The sequence below is a fragment of the Hymenobacter sp. FMD4 genome, assembly GCF_058932745.1.
Window position 1 is genome coordinate 95,426 of record NZ_JBZYWH010000001.1, and the last position, 17,124, is coordinate 112,549.

General features: G+C 59.0%; 12 protein-coding genes. 10 read left to right on the forward strand and 2 right to left on the reverse strand.

The window, feature by feature from the left end; genetic code table 11:
- Positions 1-94 precede the first annotated feature (94 nt).
- The 4 genes from AC5FXY_RS00435 to AC5FXY_RS00450 all read left to right on the forward strand — a co-directional run bounded on the left by AC5FXY_RS00435 (position 95) and on the right by AC5FXY_RS00450 (position 3,524).
- Positions 95-499 carry a hypothetical protein gene (locus AC5FXY_RS00435; RefSeq protein ID WP_493554657.1) on the forward strand — a complete coding sequence of 135 codons (405 nt, stop codon included), beginning with the start codon at positions 95-97 and terminating at the stop codon, positions 497-499.
- A gap of 126 nt (positions 500-625) precedes the next feature.
- Positions 626-1,060, forward strand: coding sequence for an EVE domain-containing protein (locus AC5FXY_RS00440; RefSeq protein WP_493554658.1), 435 nt, complete (start codon positions 626-628; stop codon positions 1,058-1,060).
- A gap of 348 nt (positions 1,061-1,408) precedes the next feature.
- The gene (locus tag AC5FXY_RS00445; RefSeq protein ID WP_493554659.1) at positions 1,409-2,893 is read left to right on the forward strand and encodes a hypothetical protein; all 1,485 of its coding nucleotides are present in this window, start codon (positions 1,409-1,411) and stop codon (positions 2,891-2,893) included.
- 67 nt (positions 2,894-2,960) lie between these two features.
- Positions 2,961-3,524 carry a DUF4252 domain-containing protein gene (locus AC5FXY_RS00450; protein WP_493554660.1) on the forward strand — a complete coding sequence of 188 codons (564 nt, stop codon included), beginning with the start codon at positions 2,961-2,963 and terminating at the stop codon, positions 3,522-3,524.
- Between the two features lie 563 nt (positions 3,525-4,087).
- Here AC5FXY_RS00450 and AC5FXY_RS00455 read toward each other — a convergent pair.
- A complete protein-coding gene (locus AC5FXY_RS00455; RefSeq protein ID WP_493554661.1) occupies positions 4,088-5,539 on the reverse strand; it encodes an OmpA family protein in 1,452 nt (483 codons plus the stop codon).
- A 272-nt stretch (positions 5,540-5,811) separates the two neighbouring features.
- Positions 5,812-7,104, reverse strand: a complete 1,293-nt coding sequence (locus AC5FXY_RS00460) for an aminopeptidase P N-terminal domain-containing protein (protein WP_493554662.1) — start codon at positions 7,102-7,104, stop codon at positions 5,812-5,814.
- A gap of 492 nt (positions 7,105-7,596) precedes the next feature.
- Here AC5FXY_RS00460 and AC5FXY_RS00465 point away from each other — a divergent pair, with 492 nt between their 5' ends.
- The 6 genes from AC5FXY_RS00465 to AC5FXY_RS00490 all read left to right on the forward strand — a co-directional run bounded on the left by AC5FXY_RS00465 (position 7,597) and on the right by AC5FXY_RS00490 (position 17,003).
- Positions 7,597-8,646: a glycosyltransferase family 9 protein gene (locus AC5FXY_RS00465; protein ID WP_493554663.1), complete on the forward strand. Its 1,050-nt coding sequence runs from the start codon at positions 7,597-7,599 to the stop codon at positions 8,644-8,646.
- Between the two features lie 161 nt (positions 8,647-8,807).
- On the forward strand, positions 8,808-10,046 hold the full coding sequence (locus AC5FXY_RS00470) for a M16 family metallopeptidase (protein WP_493554664.1): 1,239 nt from the start codon (positions 8,808-8,810) through the stop codon (positions 10,044-10,046).
- A gap of 73 nt (positions 10,047-10,119) precedes the next feature.
- Positions 10,120-10,566 carry a YDG/SRA domain-containing protein gene (locus tag AC5FXY_RS00475; RefSeq protein WP_493554665.1) on the forward strand — a complete coding sequence of 149 codons (447 nt, stop codon included), beginning with the start codon at positions 10,120-10,122 and terminating at the stop codon, positions 10,564-10,566.
- 166 nt (positions 10,567-10,732) lie between these two features.
- Positions 10,733-11,377: an O-methyltransferase gene (locus AC5FXY_RS00480; RefSeq protein WP_493554946.1), complete on the forward strand. Its 645-nt coding sequence runs from the start codon at positions 10,733-10,735 to the stop codon at positions 11,375-11,377.
- A 117-nt stretch (positions 11,378-11,494) separates the two neighbouring features.
- Positions 11,495-14,455: a TonB-dependent receptor gene (locus AC5FXY_RS00485; protein ID WP_493554666.1), complete on the forward strand. Its 2,961-nt coding sequence runs from the start codon at positions 11,495-11,497 to the stop codon at positions 14,453-14,455.
- 229 nt (positions 14,456-14,684) lie between these two features.
- On the forward strand, positions 14,685-17,003 hold the full coding sequence (locus tag AC5FXY_RS00490; protein ID WP_493554667.1) for a LysM peptidoglycan-binding domain-containing protein: 2,319 nt from the start codon (positions 14,685-14,687) through the stop codon (positions 17,001-17,003).
- The last annotated feature ends 121 nt before the right edge of the window (positions 17,004-17,124 follow it).

Genomic DNA, 17,124 nt, shown 5'->3' on the forward strand with positions numbered 1-17,124 from the left:
ATACGCAAAAGCCGGAGCAAGCGGCACGCCCCCTGCCCGCATCACGTCAAAAAACTCACCGCTTGCGTATGTTAGATTCTGAATGCTAGCCTCTATGCGACTCCCCGTCCTACTTTTCGCCCTGAGCGTGCTGCTGCTTTCGAGCACCTGCCGCAACGAATCGGCCGTAGCCAACTCCCCCGAAATGCAAAAGCTCTACCGTACCTGGCTGCACGCCCATGAAGAAAGCCAAGGCGACGTGCAGGTCTACCGGCCCAACACGTACAACTTTCCGCCCTCGCGGGGCCGTACGGGCTTTGCGTTCGAGAAGAACGGCTTGTTCACGCAATACGATATTGCCCCTACTGATGGTATGGAAGGGCACAAAGGCAAGTGGACGGCCGCCAAAGAGCACACCCTCCGCATTACTCTTGACGATGAAAAGGAGCCGCCATACCTGCTGGAGGTTATTTCGCTCGATAACGACGTGCTGAAAGTTAAACGCGTCGAAGAAAAATAAACCCGGCAACAGCGCTGTGCTTTTTTATCTAAGGCCTGTTTAAGAGCGTCAACCTGCCGATAGTTGATGATGCGCTTCCGACGCGGGCAGATTCCGCGTCTGCCCGCGGCTTTGCAATTTTGCGGCATGACTCAATCCGCCGCTTCTGCTTCGCCTCGTTTCTGGCTTGTCAAATCCGAGCCTTCCGCCTATAGCTTCGCCGACCTCGAACGCGACGGCCAGACCGACTGGACCGGCGTGCGCAACCACCAAGCCCGCAACTGCCTGGCCCAGATGCAGCCCGGCGACCTGGTGCTGGTGTACCACAGCGTAACCGACAAAGAAGTGGTGGGCGTGGCGGAAGTAGTAAATCCCCCTGCCTCCGACCGCACCGCCGAGCCCGGCTCGCCCTGGGTAGCCGTAGACCTGCGCCCCCACCAACGGCTGCCCCGGCCGGTTTCCCTTGCCGCCATCAAAGCCGATGCCCGCCTGCAGCAGATTAGGTTGCTGCGTCAATCCCGCCTCTCGGTAATGCCGCTGCGGCCCGATGAGTTCGACACGATTCTGGAGCTGGGGCACTAAACCTTGCTGATGTTATTGGTACTGAACGGCCGTTCCGCTTTCTGGCGGGCCGGCCGTTTTCGTTAGCGTGGGATTAGCAGAACCCTATGGTAGAGTGCACCGCCCGTTGCGATTGAAACGAACAACGAGTGATTGAATGTGCGCTTGCAAGCAGCTTGCTGTTAAGCTCCGGTTTCCACTCATCCCTCACCTGATGCGGAAAACATATACCCTCGGTGTGCAATCGGCGGGCGTATTGCATCTACTTACACGTAACTAATCTCCGTCGGCCGGCGGCACTTCACTTTTGCCCTGCTTTGTCGTAATTTGATTTCCACCGCTCAGCATCTTTTTTCCGCTCCTTTTCCCATGTCCCGCACGCTCCTGCTGTTGCTCATGATGCTGCCCTTGTGGCTGCGGGGCCAGCCGGCTCCCACCCAGCCGTTGCGGCTGGAGCTTAAGCTTGATCCGTACGGCAGCGACGTGCGCGTGCTGCCGCTGCCCGACACCACGGTGGTGCTGTTCATCGAAAGCCAGCCTACGGGGAGCTTCCGCTCACAGTATAGTTTCCGGCACCTCGATCGGAATTTGGACACGTTGCGCGAAGTACCCATCGAGGTCAAGCCAGAATTTCAGCTGAAGCAGGCCTGTGCCGAAGCCCCGTTCGCTTACGCACTATTCCAGTCGGATTATGTAAAGGCCCGATTTCAGCTGTTTCGCCTTGATTTGCGCAGCGGCCGCACCATTGGCTTTGCCTTTGACACCAAAACCGTCAACGACCTCTACGACCTGGAAGCCCTCGACGGCAAGCTGTTCGCCACGGCCCAGCTCGACCGCCACCTAACGGTCCTGCACATTGACCCTGAGCGGGAGGAGTTTCGCTTGCTGCCATCGGTATACGAGTCCATCCCGACGCAGCTTTCGTTTTTGCCAGACTCAGCTACTAAACGCGCCGGCTACGTGCTCAGCCAGGACAACGGCCACCAGGCCCGCTTGCTGGTGAAGCAGCTATCGGCGCAGGGGCAGCTGCTCACTTCGCAGTATATCCAGGCCGAAAGCGGCCGGGGGCTGGTCACGGCCGAGCTCAGCCCCGGCGACAGCACCAAACGCTTACTTGCTGGTACTTATACCCTGCGCGACCCGCGTTACGCTCAGGGGCTATTTGCTTCCGATTTGTCGGGCGGGCCGGCAGTGCGCCCCCCCTTGCGCTTCTACGATTTTACGGTACTGAAGCACTTTTTTGACTTCATGAAGCCGCGCCGGGCCGAGCGACTGCGGGCCCGCAGCGCTCAGCGCCGGGCCGCCGGTCGCGAGTTGCGCCTGCGCTACCGCATCCTCACCCACCGCATGATGCCCTTCCAGGATGGCTACGTGCTGGTGGCCGAGGTGTACTACCCGCGTTACCGCTCCGATTCGCCGGGCTTCACCATGTTCGGTACCATGCGCACGTTTGATGGCTACCGCTCCAGCCACGCCATCGTGTGCGGCTTCGACCGCAACGGGACCTTGTTATGGGACAACACCTTCGTGCTGAAGAGCGCCGAAAACTACACCCTGACCGAAACCGTGCGCGTACGGCCCCTCCCCGACCAGAAACAGCTGGTGTTGGCCTATATGGAGGAGGGACTCATCCGGTATAAGGTGGTCGACCGAACGGCTTCATCCTCCAACGACCTGAACGTGCCCATTCTCACCAATACTGCCGGGGCCAAGGAGAAGACGCTCCACACCGAACAGCAAGGCCTGCTTCCGTGGTACGGGAGCCGGTTTCTGGCCTACGGTTATCAGCGCGTGCGCCCCGAAACCGGCGCCCAGCGGCAGGTATACTTTCTGAACGTGGTAGCCTTCGACTAAACCTTTCGGCGGGCGGCGTGCGTAGAGTTGAGCCAATGACAATGTGTCTTCGCTTTACTTCGCTTCCATGAACTACCGTCTTCTCCTTCGTTATCTGCCCGTGCTGGTTCTGCTGTGGCTGGCTTCTTGCCGCGCCGCCGGGCCCGAAAATCCCGCCCGTACCGTGGCTGAGTTTTTCAGCAAATACGAAAACCGCTCGGGCTTTCGCGCCACTACCTACGAGCCCAATTTGCTCACGCGCATTGCGATGGGCCGCTTGGGCCGCCTTTCCGATACCGATGCCCTGCAGGCACTGACGGCCGTACGCAACATTCGGGCCCTCACCTTCACTCCTACTTCCTCGGGAGCCCGCAACCTCACGGAGCGCGGTCTACTAAACGAGGTAGAGGGCTTGCTGCAAAACGAGCGGTACGAGCCTCTCACCACGCAGGCCGCTGAAGGCGGCAGCCCTGCCTACCGCTATTCCGTGCGCCGTAGCGGCGACCGGGTGCGCGAAGTAGTAGCCACCAGCCGCGTGCGCGACGTGCCCGACTCGTTTGTACTCATGTCCATCAGCGGTGACTTTACCCAGCAGCAGTTGGATCAGCTTACCAAAGTGCTGCCCGGCATTTCGGGTGAAGTTTTGAAGTAACCTGGCAGCCCTTGCAAGCCGCATGGCTTGTACCTGCCTCCATTACCGAAGGCCACGGCAATCCAAGCCGTGGCCTTTTTATATGGCATGTGGCTCAGGCGACGTTCTTGGGCCGACACCAGCCGCTAGTTAAGCCCGGCTGCAGTTTGCCGTTGCCCATCCTGTTGCGTGTCGGCGCAGCCCTTGATACAGACCAGAAACACAGCAACCGAAGTTCTCAACTGACTCAGCAGGCCAGGTGGCATAATTGAGATTTTTGATTGACCAGCCAGCAGGATACGCTTGGTGCTTTGTAAGGCCTGCAGAAATAAGTATTTCACGCGTTCTAACAGCACCACCACAACTTGACTCTAAACTGCTGGCCCAACTTTACTGCATGTGCACCGAGCGGAAATAAACTTGATTTTCAGTCTGATGCAAGTAGCTACAGAAACTAGTGACGAGGCTATGGGAAGCGGTAACCGAGCTTTTGACCCGTGCTGATTCGAAGCAGGCTGGACACAAAAAAGCGGCGCCCCGAACTCGGGACGCCGCTTTTCATTGCGTGGAGGTGCTACCGAGCCTTAGGGCTGTGGCGTGGCCTCCTGGCCAGGGATAAAGAACTCGAAGCGGAATTCTACGCGACGGTTCTGCGACATATTCTTGGCCGACGTGTTGGGCGCAGCCGGGGCGGATTCACCTAGGCCACTGGTCGGGATACGGCTCGGGTCGACGCCTTTCTTGGTGAAGTAGTTCTTCGCCGAGACGGCACGGCGCTCCGACAGAGCTTGGTTGTACTCCTCCGTACCACGGCTATCGGCGTGACCTACGATGCGCAGGCTGTACTGCGGGTTGTCCTGCAGGGCGCGCACCATCTTGTCGAGCGTCGGGTACGACGAGGGCAGAATCTGGGTGCTGTTGGTCCGGAAGCGGATCGGTTGCTCCAGCTTACGGATTTCCTGCGGAATTTCCGGGCAGCCGTTGGCGTCTACTTTAGCGCCGGCCGGGGTGTTGGGGCAGCGGTCCTGGGCATCCGGCACACCGTCGCCGTCGCTATCGAGCGGGCAGCCGTTGGCATCTACCTGGGTACCACGCGGCGTATCGGGGCAGCGGTCATTCTTATCGGCCACGCCGTCACCGTCGGCATCGGGGCAGCCGCGCAGGGCAGCCGTGCCAGGCTGATCCGGACACTCGTCCTCGGAGTCGCGCACACCGTCGTTGTCACGGTCGGGGCAGCCTTGCAGTTCTGGCTTACCGGCTTCGGTGGGGCACTGGTCCTGATAATCTGGTACCCCGTCCTTGTCACCATCGAGCGGGCAGCCATTTTCGTCCACGGCTACGCCGCTGGGAGTGTTGGGGCACTTGTCTTTGCGGTCGGGCACGCCGTCGCCGTCGCTATCCTTGGCTTTGCCGAGGTTCACGGTGAGGCCTACCGTATGCTGCAGGAAACGGTCGTCCCACTTGTTATCGTCGCGGGTAGGGTCGCCATCGAGGTTGGCGTTCAGCGGAATGTGCTGGCCCGTCTGAACGAACAAGCCTACCCCTTCACCGAGACGGAAATTGATACCAGCGGCGCCGAACAGGTCGAAGTAGCTTTTATCCTGGTCAATAGCTGCACCATTGAACGAGCCTTCGCGGCTGGTGTAAGTCAGGCCCGGAGCAGCTAGCAGATACGGCTGCACGACAGCATCCTCCTTGAAAGCCCAGCCGTTGTTCAGCTTGAATTTCAGGCCCAGGTTTACGTTTACCACATTGGTATTGAACGAGCGAAGGGAGTTGGGGCCGCCCTTGAGCTCTGCGTAGTTACCATGCAGCCCTAGATCAAGCCCGGGCGTGAGGTAGCGGCTGATGGAAATTCCGGGTCCATACTGCATGTTGCTGGAATTCCAGTAATCGGAACCGTAGTTTCCTTTGTACTGAAAACCGCTGACATTAAGTCCAATGGCTGTTTTTCGATCGGCCGTTTGGGCCTGCCCATGCGGGACTGACGCCAGCAGCGCCAGGCCCAGGACCGTGGTGGTTATAAGGTGTTTCATATGAGAAACGCTATGGTTGAAAAAAGCAGTTCGGGGCGCGAAATAAGCCTTCCGCGCCTAAACATTACCCCTTGCCTATACTTTCTGAAGCCCTAGTTGGTTGTGTATTCCCTTAATTTCCTCGCCTAACCACTGCTCAGGTTAAAGTCCTATCCACTGGAACTCAGGAGCTAGGCAATTGGTCAAAAAACCGCTGCTGCACTTCATTCCAGTGATAAAAAAAAGCCGACCTCAGTTGAGGTCGGCTTCCTACAATGGCACGTAAAGACGGTTTACGAGCGGCGCATCAGGCGCTCAATGTCGTCGGCTTCCAGCGGGATGTCGGCCATCAGATCCTCGCATTGCGAGCGGGTGATGACCACGTCGTTTTCCAGGCGAATTCCCAGGCCTTCTTCACGGATGTAAATACCCGGTTCCACGGTGTATACCATGCCTGGCTCGAAGGTGCGGTACTTGGCTCCCACGTCGTGCACATCCAGGCCGAGGTAGTGCGAGGTGCCGTGCATAAAGTACTTCTTGTACAGGGGCGCGGCAGGGTCTTGGTTGTTCACATCGCCCTGCGAAAGCAGGCCCAGCCCGATGAGCTCCTGCTCCATGGTGCGGCCTACGGCGGCGTGGTACTCCTCAATATTGTTGCCGGCTACCAGCTGCGATTTGGCGAATTTCATCACCCGCAACACGGCCTCGTACACCTCGCGCTGACGCGGAGTGAACTGGCCGTTTACCGGAATGCTGCGCGAGAGGTCGGCGGCGTAGTTGGCGTATTCAGCACCAAAGTCCAGCAGCATCACGTCGCCGTCTTTGCACTCCCGGTCGTTGCTGACGTAGTGCAGAATACAAGCATTGGCGCCCGAGGCGATAATGCTGCCGTAGGCCGGCCCGCGCGAACCGCTGCGGATGAACTCGTGCCAGATTTCGGCTTCTACTTCGTACTCCATCACGCCCGGCTTCACAAAGCCTAGCAAGCGGCGGAACGCGTTGCCGGTAATCTCGCAAGCCCGGCGCATTAGGCGAATTTCTTCTTCGCTCTTGATGGCCCGCAGGTAGTGCATGATGGTGGCAGCACGCTTGTAGTTGTGCAACGGGTATTGCTCCCGAATCCACTTGATGAAGCGCGCGTCGCGTGTTTCCACTTCCACCAACGAGCGGATGTGCTCGTTGGAGTTCAGGTACACGTGCTCGGCTTCGTTCATAAGCGCGTGCAGCACCTGTTTAAAGGAATCGAGCCACATGATGGTGCGGATGCCCGATTGTGCCCGTGCTTCGTCTTTAGTCAGCTTGTAGCCTTCCCACACGAGGATATGCTCACTTGTCTCCTTCAGAAACAGGATTTCGCGGTACTGCGGCAGCTTGGCATCGGGAAAGATCAGCAGGATACTTTCCTCCTGATCCACGCCGGAGAGGTAGAACAAATCGTTGTTTTGGCGGAAAGCCATGGTGCCGTCGGCGTTGGTCGGCATCACGTCGTTGGCCTGGAAGATGGCCAGCGAACCGGGCAGCAGCTGCCGCTCAAAATTGCGGCGGTTTTCGATGAAAAGGTCGGGTGAAATGGAGCCGTAGCGCATGAAATCGGAATAAAAGCACGGGAAAGACCGCCACCGGGGCGAGCGGTTGCAAGTTAAGCGGAATGGCAACACCCAAGGCAGGGCGGGTAGACTACCGTTAATGGCTAGCCAGCACCCTACAGAACTCTCTCATAGCTGATCGAAAGCTCGGCGCACCGCTATTAGCTAGTTGTTCTTACTGTTGGCTTGCCGTGGTAGCTATCTAAGGTATGCTTGCTACCTGTGTGTCAGATGCGGCATACCTATCTCCTATTATCAATACAACGAACTTCCAAGCGCTTTCCCGAATGCTTGACTTACTAACTCCCTGAAAAAGCAAGCACATCGTCCGTCAACCCGCACTAAAGCATTGACTTATTTTTAGAACTATTTTGTTAAAACCACGCAGGCAAAAATTATCACACTTTGCCCGTGAGTTTTGCACAAGAAATTGGACAAAAACAATTGTAGCGTTCCACTTGCTCGGTATATTTGTTTTCTTGCTCCCGCCCTATGCTCACAACCACTGCCCGCCCTTCTATTCTCCTGATTCAAACGGCTTTCATCGGCGACGCCATCCTGGCAACGGCTATGCTGGAGCGCTTACAGGAAACCGACCCCGACACTCCGGTGGATGTATTGGTTCGGCGCGGAAACGAAGGGTTGCTGCAGGGGCATCCGCATGTGCGGGAGGTGCTGGTATGGGACAAGAAAAAGGACAAGTACCTGGGCCTGTGGCGCCTGCTGCAGCAGATTCGCGCCAACCAGTACGACCGCGTCATCAACCTGCAGCGTTTTGCTTCCACGGGCTTCCTGACGGCCTTCTCCGGTGCCCGCGAAAAAATAGGTTTCGATAAAAATCCGCTGAGCTGGCTGTTTACGCACCAAGTGCTGCACGGCTTCGCACCGGGTCTGCACGAGGTAACGCGTAACCTAAGTTTGCTGGAGCCCGGCTTCAATGAGAAGCTAACGCCGCCGCGCCTCTACCCTACTCCAGCTGACGAGGCGGCCGTGGCACAGTACACCGCGGCCATGCCTTACGTGTGCATTGCACCCACCTCGGTGTGGTTTACCAAGCAGTTCCCGCTGGAGCAGTGGGCCAAGCTGCTGCGCGCTTTGCCGGAGCACTACACGGTGTATTTACTAGGCGCGCCTTCCGATGCCGAAGCCTGCCAGCAGCTTCAGATCATGGGTGGCCGCGACCAGGTAGTGAACTTGGCAGGCAAACTCACGTTGCTGGCTTCGGCAGCCTTGATGCGCGGCGCAGTGCTGAACTACGTGAACGACTCAGCCCCGATGCACCTCGCGTCGGCAGTGGATGCGCCTACCTGCGCGGTATTCTGCTCCACGGTGCCCTATTTCGGCTTTGGGCCGTTGAGCTCATTTGCCCGCGTGGTAGAATTGAAGGAAGAACTGGCTTGCAAGCCCTGCGGCCTGCACGGCTACAACAAGTGCCCGCTTAGCCACTTCCACTGCGCCCACGGTATTCAGACCAGCCAGCTGCTGCTGGCACTGGCCGAGGCCGAGCAGCACACTACGGCGTTGGCCGCCAACTTCGGGTAAGCTCCGCCGTAGCACTGCTGATGGCCATACCTTTTGGCCGCTTTGCTGTTGTACCTTTGCAGCCTTTCGCGGCCCGGCACATGCTGGGCTAGCTGCTCACATTTGTTTGCTGGCTTTTAGCGCTTTGGTCGCTTCCGCGCCCCACAGCGCCCTTTGTATCCATGCTCGAATACGATTTCTACGAGTTACCTAATGGCATCCGCGTGCTTCACAAGCAGGTGCTGCATACCAAAATCGCACACTGCGGCTTCCTGCTCGACATCGGCTCGCGCGATGAGCGGCCGGAACAGTACGGGCTGGCCCACTTCTGGGAACACATGGCCTTCAAAGGCACCGAGAAGCGCCGCTCCATTCACATCCTGAACCGCTTAGAGTCGGTGGGCGGCGAGCTGAATGCCTACACCACCAAGGAAAAGATCTGCTTTTACGCCTCGCTGCTGAGTACGCATTTTGAGCGGGCCTTTGAGCTGCTAACCGATCTGACCTTCAACTCGGTGTTTCCGGTCAAGGAAATTGAGAAGGAGCGCGGCGTGATTCTGGAGGAAATGTCGATGTACGTCGACACGCCTGAGGATGCTATCATCGACGATTTCGACGGCGTGGTATTTGGGCAGCACGCGTTGGGACACAACATCCTGGGCACCCGCGAAAGTGTATCGGGCTTTCAGCAACAGGACTTTTTCCGCTTCCTGCAAGAAAACCTGCGCACCGATCAGCTGGTGTTCAGCTCCGTCAGCAATTTGTCTTTTAAGCAGGTAAAGCGCCTCGCTGATAAGTACCTGGCACCGCTGCCCGCGCAGCTGGGCGCCCGGACGCGTCAGCCCTTCGCGGAGTACCAGCCGCAGCACCAAACCGAGCAGAAGCCGATTTCGCAGGCGCACTGCCTTATTGGCTGTCCGGCTTACGCCCTGCCCGATGCGCGCCGCCTGCCGTTCTTCATGCTGACCAACATTCTGGGCGGCCCCGGCATGAATTCGCGCCTGAACCTGGCCGTGCGCGAGAAGTACGGCTTTGTGTACAGCATCGATGCTAATTACGCGCCCTACACCGACACGGGCCTGTTCGGCATCTACTTTGCCACTGAGAAAAGCCGCCTGGAGCGCACCAACCAACTGGTGATGCGCGAGTTGCGCCTGCTGCGCGAAAAAGCCCTGACCACCTCGCAGCTGCACATTGCCAAAGAACAACTGATGGGCCAGCTGGCCATGGCCGAGGAAAGCAACGGCGGCATGATGCAGCTACTTGGCAAAAGCACCCTGGACCTTGGCCGCGTGGAGACGCTGAACGAAATATTCGAGCGCATCAGGCAGGTCACTTCCTCCGAGCTGCAGGACCTAGCCAATGACGTGCTGCGTGAAGATCAGCTGAGCATGCTGCAATACGTGCCGGAAGGCAGGTAGCCGGCTCTTTTCCCGTTCTGCTTTCATAGCCCAAGGTTCACGCCTTGGGCTATTTAGTCACCACGTAGTTCACATGCCCCACTTCGGACACATTGGCTCCTATCTGCCCGGCGACACGTTTCGCTCGCGTCTGGAACTGCGGCTTTCGGGTATGCACCGACCGGTGCGGGCAGGCATAGCCGGTTCGCAACACACCGGGGCCGAGAGCATCGTGATGTCGCAGGTGTACGAGGACGACGTGTTTGGCGAAGATCAAATCATTTACACGGGTCAGGGCGGCCGCGACCCCAAAACGGGGCATCAAATAACTGATCAGGTGCTCAATGACCGCAACCTTGCTTTGGTCAAAAGCGTGGAAACTGGCCTACCGGTACGGGTATTTCGCAAGGTTACGGATGAGGAAACTCAGGAGCAGGTGTTTCGCTACGAAGGTTTGTACCGCGTGACGGGTCACGCTTTTGAAACGGGAAAGTCTGGCGTAGGCGTGTGGCGCTTTCGGCTGGTGCCGCTCCAAAACTAGCGTTTATGTACCTGGCACGGAGCATATAGTAGAAAGTCACACCGAGCGCAGTTGAGGCACGACGTGCTGTGGAGCTCGACTTTGATGTTCCGGCCAACCAACCACTCAGTATAGTGCCCAAGGCGGCCAACCGTAGCTTTGCGCTTTGTTTTTAGCTTTTGATTTCATGTACAACGCCGACGAGCTTCAACTATACGCCGACGACCACACCTCACCCGAACCGCCGCTACTGGGCCGGCTGGTGCGCGAAACGCACTTGCAGACGCTGATGCCACGCATGCTGTCGGGCCATTACCAAGGGCGTTTGCTAAGCATGTTTAGTCACATGGTGCGGCCGCGGCGGGTACTGGAGTTGGGTACGTTTACCGGCTACTCGGCCTTGTGCCTGGCCGAAGGTCTGCCTCCTGATGGCGAGCTGCACACCGTAGAGCAAAACCCCGAGCTGCGCAGCCGCGTGGAGCGTTACGTGGCCGAAGCCGGCCTCGCAGGCCGCGTACACCTGCACATCGGCGATGCGGAGCTGATTATCCCGACGCTGGCGGAAACCTGGGACCTGGTGTTCATCGACGCCGACAAAATCCGCAACCGGGTGTACTACGAGCTGGTGCTGCCGCAGGTGCGGCCGGGTGGCTTCTTATTCATCGACAACGTGCTGTGGAGCGGCAAGGCCCTGCCTTCTTACCCGCTCAAACCTTCCGACAAAGACGCGCACGCCGTGCGGGTCTTCAATGACTTTGTGCAACAGGACGAACGCGTAGAAAACGTCTTTCTACTGATTCGCGACGGATTATTTCTAGTCCGCAAACTGTAGACGCAGAGCAGGTTAAGTCCAAACCATCCGATACGTTGGCGGTACGTATACAGCGGACGTTTAAACGCCCGCGCCGTTGCGCCATCTAAGCCGCTTGTTTGGCGCTGCTTTCCGCTCATGAATTATAGATCAGGACTACTTTCCGTTTGCCTGCTTACGGTTGCGCCGTGGGCCCTGGCCCAATCCGTTCCGGTGACGGGCCGCGTGCTCGATGCTCAAGACCAGTCCCCTTTGATCGGGGCCAACGTGCTGCTTACCCGCCTGCAAGCCGATTCGGCCAAAATCGGCGCTGCTGTAACGCCCGATGGCAGCTTCAGCATTCCAGGTGCCGGACCAGGCCGTTACCGCCTCACCGTCTCGTTTCTGGGTTATCAGTCGCTGAAGCGGACAGTGGACGTAGCCAACACTCCGCTGAACCTCGGCACGCTCACGCTGCAAGCAGCCGGCGTTACGCTGCGCGGCGTAGAGGTAACCGGTCGGGCAGCCGCGGCCGTGCAGAAAGGCGACACGGCGCAGTTTGACAGCCGGGCATTCAAAACCAACCCCGACGCCAACGCCCAAGACCTCATCACAAAGATGCCGGGCGTGACCGTGGGCGCCGATGGCCGCGTGCAGGCCCAGGGCGAGCAGGTGCAGCGCATTTTGGTGGACGGAAAGGAGTTTTTCGGCAATGACCCCGACGCCGTGCTCAAAAACATCCCGGCCGAGGTAATCGACAAGATTCAGGTGTACGACCGGTCCTCGGAACAGTCGCAGTTCACGGGCTTTGACGACGGCAACCAGCAGAAAACCATCAACATCGTAACCAAGCCGCAGTTTCGCAACGGGCAGTTTGGGCGTGTTCTGGCCGGTGCTGGCCGCGGCAACGACGGGCAGGAGCGATACCGCGCCAGCGGAAATATCAACTCCTTTAAAGGCAAGCAGCGCCTGTCCGTGGTGGCGCAGTCCAACAACGTAAATGAGCAGAACTTCGGCACCGATGACCTGCTGGGCGTGGTAGGAACCTCCCGCCAAGGTGGCAGTGGCGGCGGTGGACGCCCAGGTGGCGGAGGCGGTGGACGCCCCGGCGGCGGGGGCGGCGGAAACTGGCAGGGTGGTAACAACAACGCCAGCAACTTCCTGGTAAACCAAAGCGGCGGCATCTCGACTACGCACGCCATCGGCCTGAACTACTCGGACTCCTGGGGGCAGAAGACGGATGTACAAAGCAGCTACTTCTTTAACCTGAGCGACAACACCCTCAGCAGCAGTACTGCCCGGGCTTTCAACGTAGACTTGCTTCGCTACAATGAAAACTCGCTCACGCGCAGCCGCAACATCAACAACCGCTTCAACCTGCGCCTTGAGCACAAGTTCGACTCGCTGAACTCGCTGCTGTGGCAGCCGCGCCTGACGGTGCAGCGCAATACCAGCAACAACGAGCTGGACGGCGGCACCAGCCGTGGCGGCACCGGCAATGAGCCGGGCGAAACGCAGAGCACCAACGCCAGTGACTATCGCTCGGCCAACACGGGCATTACTTTCGGCAACCAGCTGCTGTACCGGCACCGCTTCCAGCGGCGCGGGCGTACCTTCTCATTGGGGCTGAACACTACCCTCAACGACCGCAACGGCAGCAACTACCTCACGTCGGAAAACCTCGACTTTACTACCACGCCGCCCGAGCGCCTGCTCACCGATCAGTACTCGCGCCTCGACCAACGGGGCTGGAACTGGAGCGCCAACGCCGTATACACCGAGCCGCTGAGCCCTAAGAGTCAGCTACAGTTCGACCTGAACTCCTCCTACGCCCCCAACGACTCCGACCGACGCACCTTCAACTTCGACAGCTCCACGGGTGTGTACTCGGCGCTGAATACACCGCTGAGCAACGTGTTTGAGAGCCGCTACCTCACCAATGCGGGCGGGCTGAGCTACCGCTACAACGACCAGCAGTTGCAATGGATGGTGGGCGCCTCGCTGCAGCACGCCACGCTGCGCAACGAGCAGGAGTTTCCGCAGGTGGCCAGCACGCGCCGCACGTTCCTGAACGTGCTGCCCAACGCCATGCTGCGCTACAACTTTAATAAGCAGCAAAACCTGCGCTTTGTGTACCGCATGCGCACCAATGCGCCGAGCATCAGCCAGCTGCAGGAAGTAGTAAACAACTCCAACCCGCTGCAAATCACTACCGGTAATCCCAACCTGGAGCAGGAATTCTCACACAACATGTTTGCGCGTTATTCCTCCGCGCAACCCGAGAAGTCAACCTCGTTTTTTGCTCTTATCGGCGGTTCCTACACTGATAACTTTATCACCAATAGCACCCTCATCGTGGACCGCCCCACGCCCATTGGGGGAGTGGTGGTGCCGGCTGGGGGCCAGATTACGCTGCCTGTCAACCTAAATCAGCAATACTCGCTGCGCACCTTTGCCAACTACAGCCTGCCGCTGGGCTTTATCAAGAGCAACCTCAACCTGAACGGCGGCGCCAATTACAGCCAGACGCCCGGCATCGTGAACGGCCAGCTGAACTACAACCGCTCCCCTAGCTTCAACCTGGGCGCGGTGCTCAGCTCCAACATCAGCCCCGAGCTGGACTTTACGCTCTCTTCGAACTCCAGCCAGACGTACGTGCGCAACTCCTTGCAGACCCAGGCCAACAACCAGTTTTTCCGCCAGAACACCTCACTGCGCCTCAACTGGATAGTGGCCAAGGGCGTGACCTTCTCGTCGGATGTCAACCACGTTTCGTTCCGCGGCCTATCTGCGGGCTTTAACCAGAATTTCGTGCTTTGGAACGCCAGCCTGGGCAAGAAAATCTTTGCCAAGCAGCAGGGAGAGATTCGCCTATATGCGTTTGACTTGCTGGGCCAGAACAACAGCATCCAGCGCAACATTACGCCGGCCTATACCGAGGACGTGCGCACCAACATTCTGCAGCGCTACGTGATGCTGATGTTTACTTACAACATCCGCAACTTCGGCGGCGCGGGCGCCCCTCCCGGCATCGACCGGCCCGAGGGCGGCCGTCCCGGCGGGTTCGGGCCGGGTGGCTCCGGCCCAGGCGGCCCTCCGCCCGGCAGCAGACCTTTTTAAGCAATGACAGCTAACGGCCGGCAGATTCTGCTGGCCGTTTTGCTGTTGAGTGCCACAGTTAGGCCCCGGCATCGGGATACTGAAACCAGCACAAAACAGCGCTTGCAGCTTGCTTAGGCTTGAAATAGAGCCTAAAACAGCTCTTTTCCGGCGATTTTTTCGCCTACTTTGTAGACTGAGATACCGGCCGGAGTACTGCGCGGTGCCGGTTTCACTGCTCAGCTTGCTTATGAAACGACTGCTGCCTGTACTACTTTGGACCATGCCCCTGCTGGGCGCGGCCCAAGGCCTGCCCAAAAAGACGGCTCCTGCGGCCTCCACCACCTTGGCTACGGTACCCGTTCCTGCCGAAATTCAGTTTGCGGGCTTGCGCCTGCGTCTTACTGAGGGAGGCAAAGCGGCGGTGCAGCAGAAAGTAGATGCCCTTCGTCGGCACCCGTCGTCGTTTCAGGCGCGAGTAGCACTGGCCGATGCCGCATTTCCCATCATCGATCGGGTGCTGCAGGAAGAAGGCGTGCCGCTTGATTTTCGCTACCTGTGCCTGCAGGAAAGCGGCTTGCAGGGCGATGCCCAGAGCATCCACGACGCCGTGGGCTACTGGCAGTTCAAGCGCGAAGCCGCCATTGACTTCGGCCTGACCGTGAATGATTACATCGATGAGCGGAAGCACTTGGTGATGGGCACTCGCGGCGCGGCCAAGTACCTGCAGCGCAGCCAGCGCCTGTACCAGAACTGGCTGCACACCCTGCTGAGCTACAACCTCGGACCCAGCGGCGTGAAGCCGTATACGCTGCCGACCGACGCCAACGCCACCGAAATGCCCGTTTCGGAGAAGACGCACCCCTACGTGCTGACTTTCTTGGCGCACAAAATTGCCTACGAACCCGCTATTGGGGCCAACCCGCGCCCGGCCATGATGCTGCGCGAGTACCCTGCCATCGGTGGGCAACCGCTGGCTGCGCTGGCCCAAGCCATCCAGGTTAGTCCGGCCGAGATGAGCAAGCACAACCGCTGGCTGCTGGCCACGGCCGTACCCACCGACAAAGCTTACACCGCGCTGGTGCCGGTTACGGACTCCTTGCAGCTGCTGGCCATGGCCGTGCAGCAGCGCCAGAATGCCACGAAGCTGGTAGTAAAGCCCGAAACCGACCCGACTAACGCGGCCTTCGTGACCGTGAATGGTTTGCGGGCGGTGGTAGCGCTGCCGGGTGAATCGAAGGAAGACTTAGCCCGCCGGGCTGGCCTGAAACTGCGCAAGTTCATGCAGTTCAACGATCTGCGCGCCTTCGACAACATTGTGGTTGGGCAGCCTTATTTCGTGCAGAAAAAGCGCGACAAGGCGGCCGTGGAATACCACGTGGCTCAAACGGGCGAAACAGTGGATGCCGTGTCGCAAAAGTACGGGGTGCGCAGCCGTGCTATCCGAAGCAAAAACCGCATGGCGGCCAATGAAACCCTACAGGCCGGACGACTGCTGTGGCTGCAACACACCCGCCCCCGCGAGGTAGCGGTAGAATTTGTACAGGATAAAACCGGCGCGGTGGCTGCTGCTCTCGAACGCCCCAGCGGCACAGCGGCGGTAGAGTCCACACCAGCGGCTACGGCAGTTAAACCCAAGGCACCAGAGCCTGTCTCCAAGCCGGTAGCTACAGCTCCGGCTACTCCTGCCCCAGCTCTTCCCGCCGAAGCTGACCAATCAACGCCAGACGAAAGTGCGGCCGATGCCGCAGTGGAAAACATAAACGAGGAGGTTTCTTCGGAATCGGCGCCAGTAGTAACCACCAAGCCTGCATCAGCCCCTGCCCCGACTACGGAGCGTGGGGTCTACACCGGCCAAGCTCCAACTAAAGCTCTACCGCCATCAACACCCGTAGCCGACGAGCCCACCGATACCGAGGAAGCTTCCGTTGAGTCAGTAACGGTCAGCAAGCCGGTGGCTACAGCTCCACCTCTGGCGAAGCCCGCTAATCCCGCGCCGGCTAGCCCCAAACCCGCTGCACCTACTTCTGCCCCGGCTAATCCGGCTCCTGCCCCGGCGGCCCCGGCTGCAACTCAGCCGGTAGCCACCACACCGCGCCCTGCGGTGCAGCCGCCGGCCGCGCCCGTACCGCCGACGAAAGTGGAGCCAATACCCGCCAACGGCCAGCACGTAGTGGAGAAGGGCGAGAACCTGTACTCAATCGCGCGCCGTTTTGCCCTGCGCCCGGCCGACATCATTCAGTGGAACGAGCTTCCGCCAAGCCCTTCGCTGCGCATTGGGCAGGTACTGCTGCTAGCGCCACCCGCTACAGCCTCCACCGCGCCTGCTACACCAACTGCTGCCCCAAAGCCGGCCAGCGCCCCCCCTGCCGCCCCGACTCCCACTGCTGGTACTACGCCCGCAGTAGTTAGCACCGGCACCATTAAACACACCGTTGGGGCTGGCGAATCGATGTATGGCATCTCGCGCAAGTATGGGGTAACGATTAAGGAAATCATGGACTGGAATGGCAAGCCCGATTTCAACGTGCGCCCCGGCGAGGTCCTGGTTATCCGACCGGCAAAATAGCCGTGATGATGTATTATAAACAAAGGCGGCCCCGAGGGGCCGCCTTTGCTGCTTCTATTGGTTGTGGCTAGCAGTTCCCATCATAATAGTGAGTCATTTTCTGCAAACTGACAGAAAGTAT

Bases quoted from the DNA above. Each gene is read 5' to 3' on its own strand.
- AC5FXY_RS00435 (WP_493554657.1), top strand. From the start codon at position 95: ATGCGACTCCCCGTCCTACTTTTCGCCCTGAGCGTGCTGCTGCTTTCG.
- AC5FXY_RS00440 (WP_493554658.1), top strand. From the start codon at position 626: ATGACTCAATCCGCCGCTTCTGCTTCGCCTCGTTTCTGGCTTGTCAAA.
- AC5FXY_RS00445 (WP_493554659.1), top strand. From the start codon at position 1,409: ATGTCCCGCACGCTCCTGCTGTTGCTCATGATGCTGCCCTTGTGGCTG.
- AC5FXY_RS00450 (WP_493554660.1), top strand. From the start codon at position 2,961: ATGAACTACCGTCTTCTCCTTCGTTATCTGCCCGTGCTGGTTCTGCTG.
- AC5FXY_RS00455 (WP_493554661.1), bottom strand. From the start codon at position 5,539: ATGAAACACCTTATAACCACCACGGTCCTGGGCCTGGCGCTGCTGGCG.
- AC5FXY_RS00460 (WP_493554662.1), bottom strand. From the start codon at position 7,104: ATGCGCTACGGCTCCATTTCACCCGACCTTTTCATCGAAAACCGCCGC.
- AC5FXY_RS00465 (WP_493554663.1), top strand. From the start codon at position 7,597: ATGCTCACAACCACTGCCCGCCCTTCTATTCTCCTGATTCAAACGGCT.
- AC5FXY_RS00470 (WP_493554664.1), top strand. From the start codon at position 8,808: ATGCTCGAATACGATTTCTACGAGTTACCTAATGGCATCCGCGTGCTT.
- AC5FXY_RS00475 (WP_493554665.1), top strand. From the start codon at position 10,120: ATGCCCCACTTCGGACACATTGGCTCCTATCTGCCCGGCGACACGTTT.
- AC5FXY_RS00480 (WP_493554946.1), top strand. From the start codon at position 10,733: ATGTACAACGCCGACGAGCTTCAACTATACGCCGACGACCACACCTCA.
- AC5FXY_RS00485 (WP_493554666.1), top strand. From the start codon at position 11,495: ATGAATTATAGATCAGGACTACTTTCCGTTTGCCTGCTTACGGTTGCG.
- AC5FXY_RS00490 (WP_493554667.1), top strand. From the start codon at position 14,685: ATGAAACGACTGCTGCCTGTACTACTTTGGACCATGCCCCTGCTGGGC.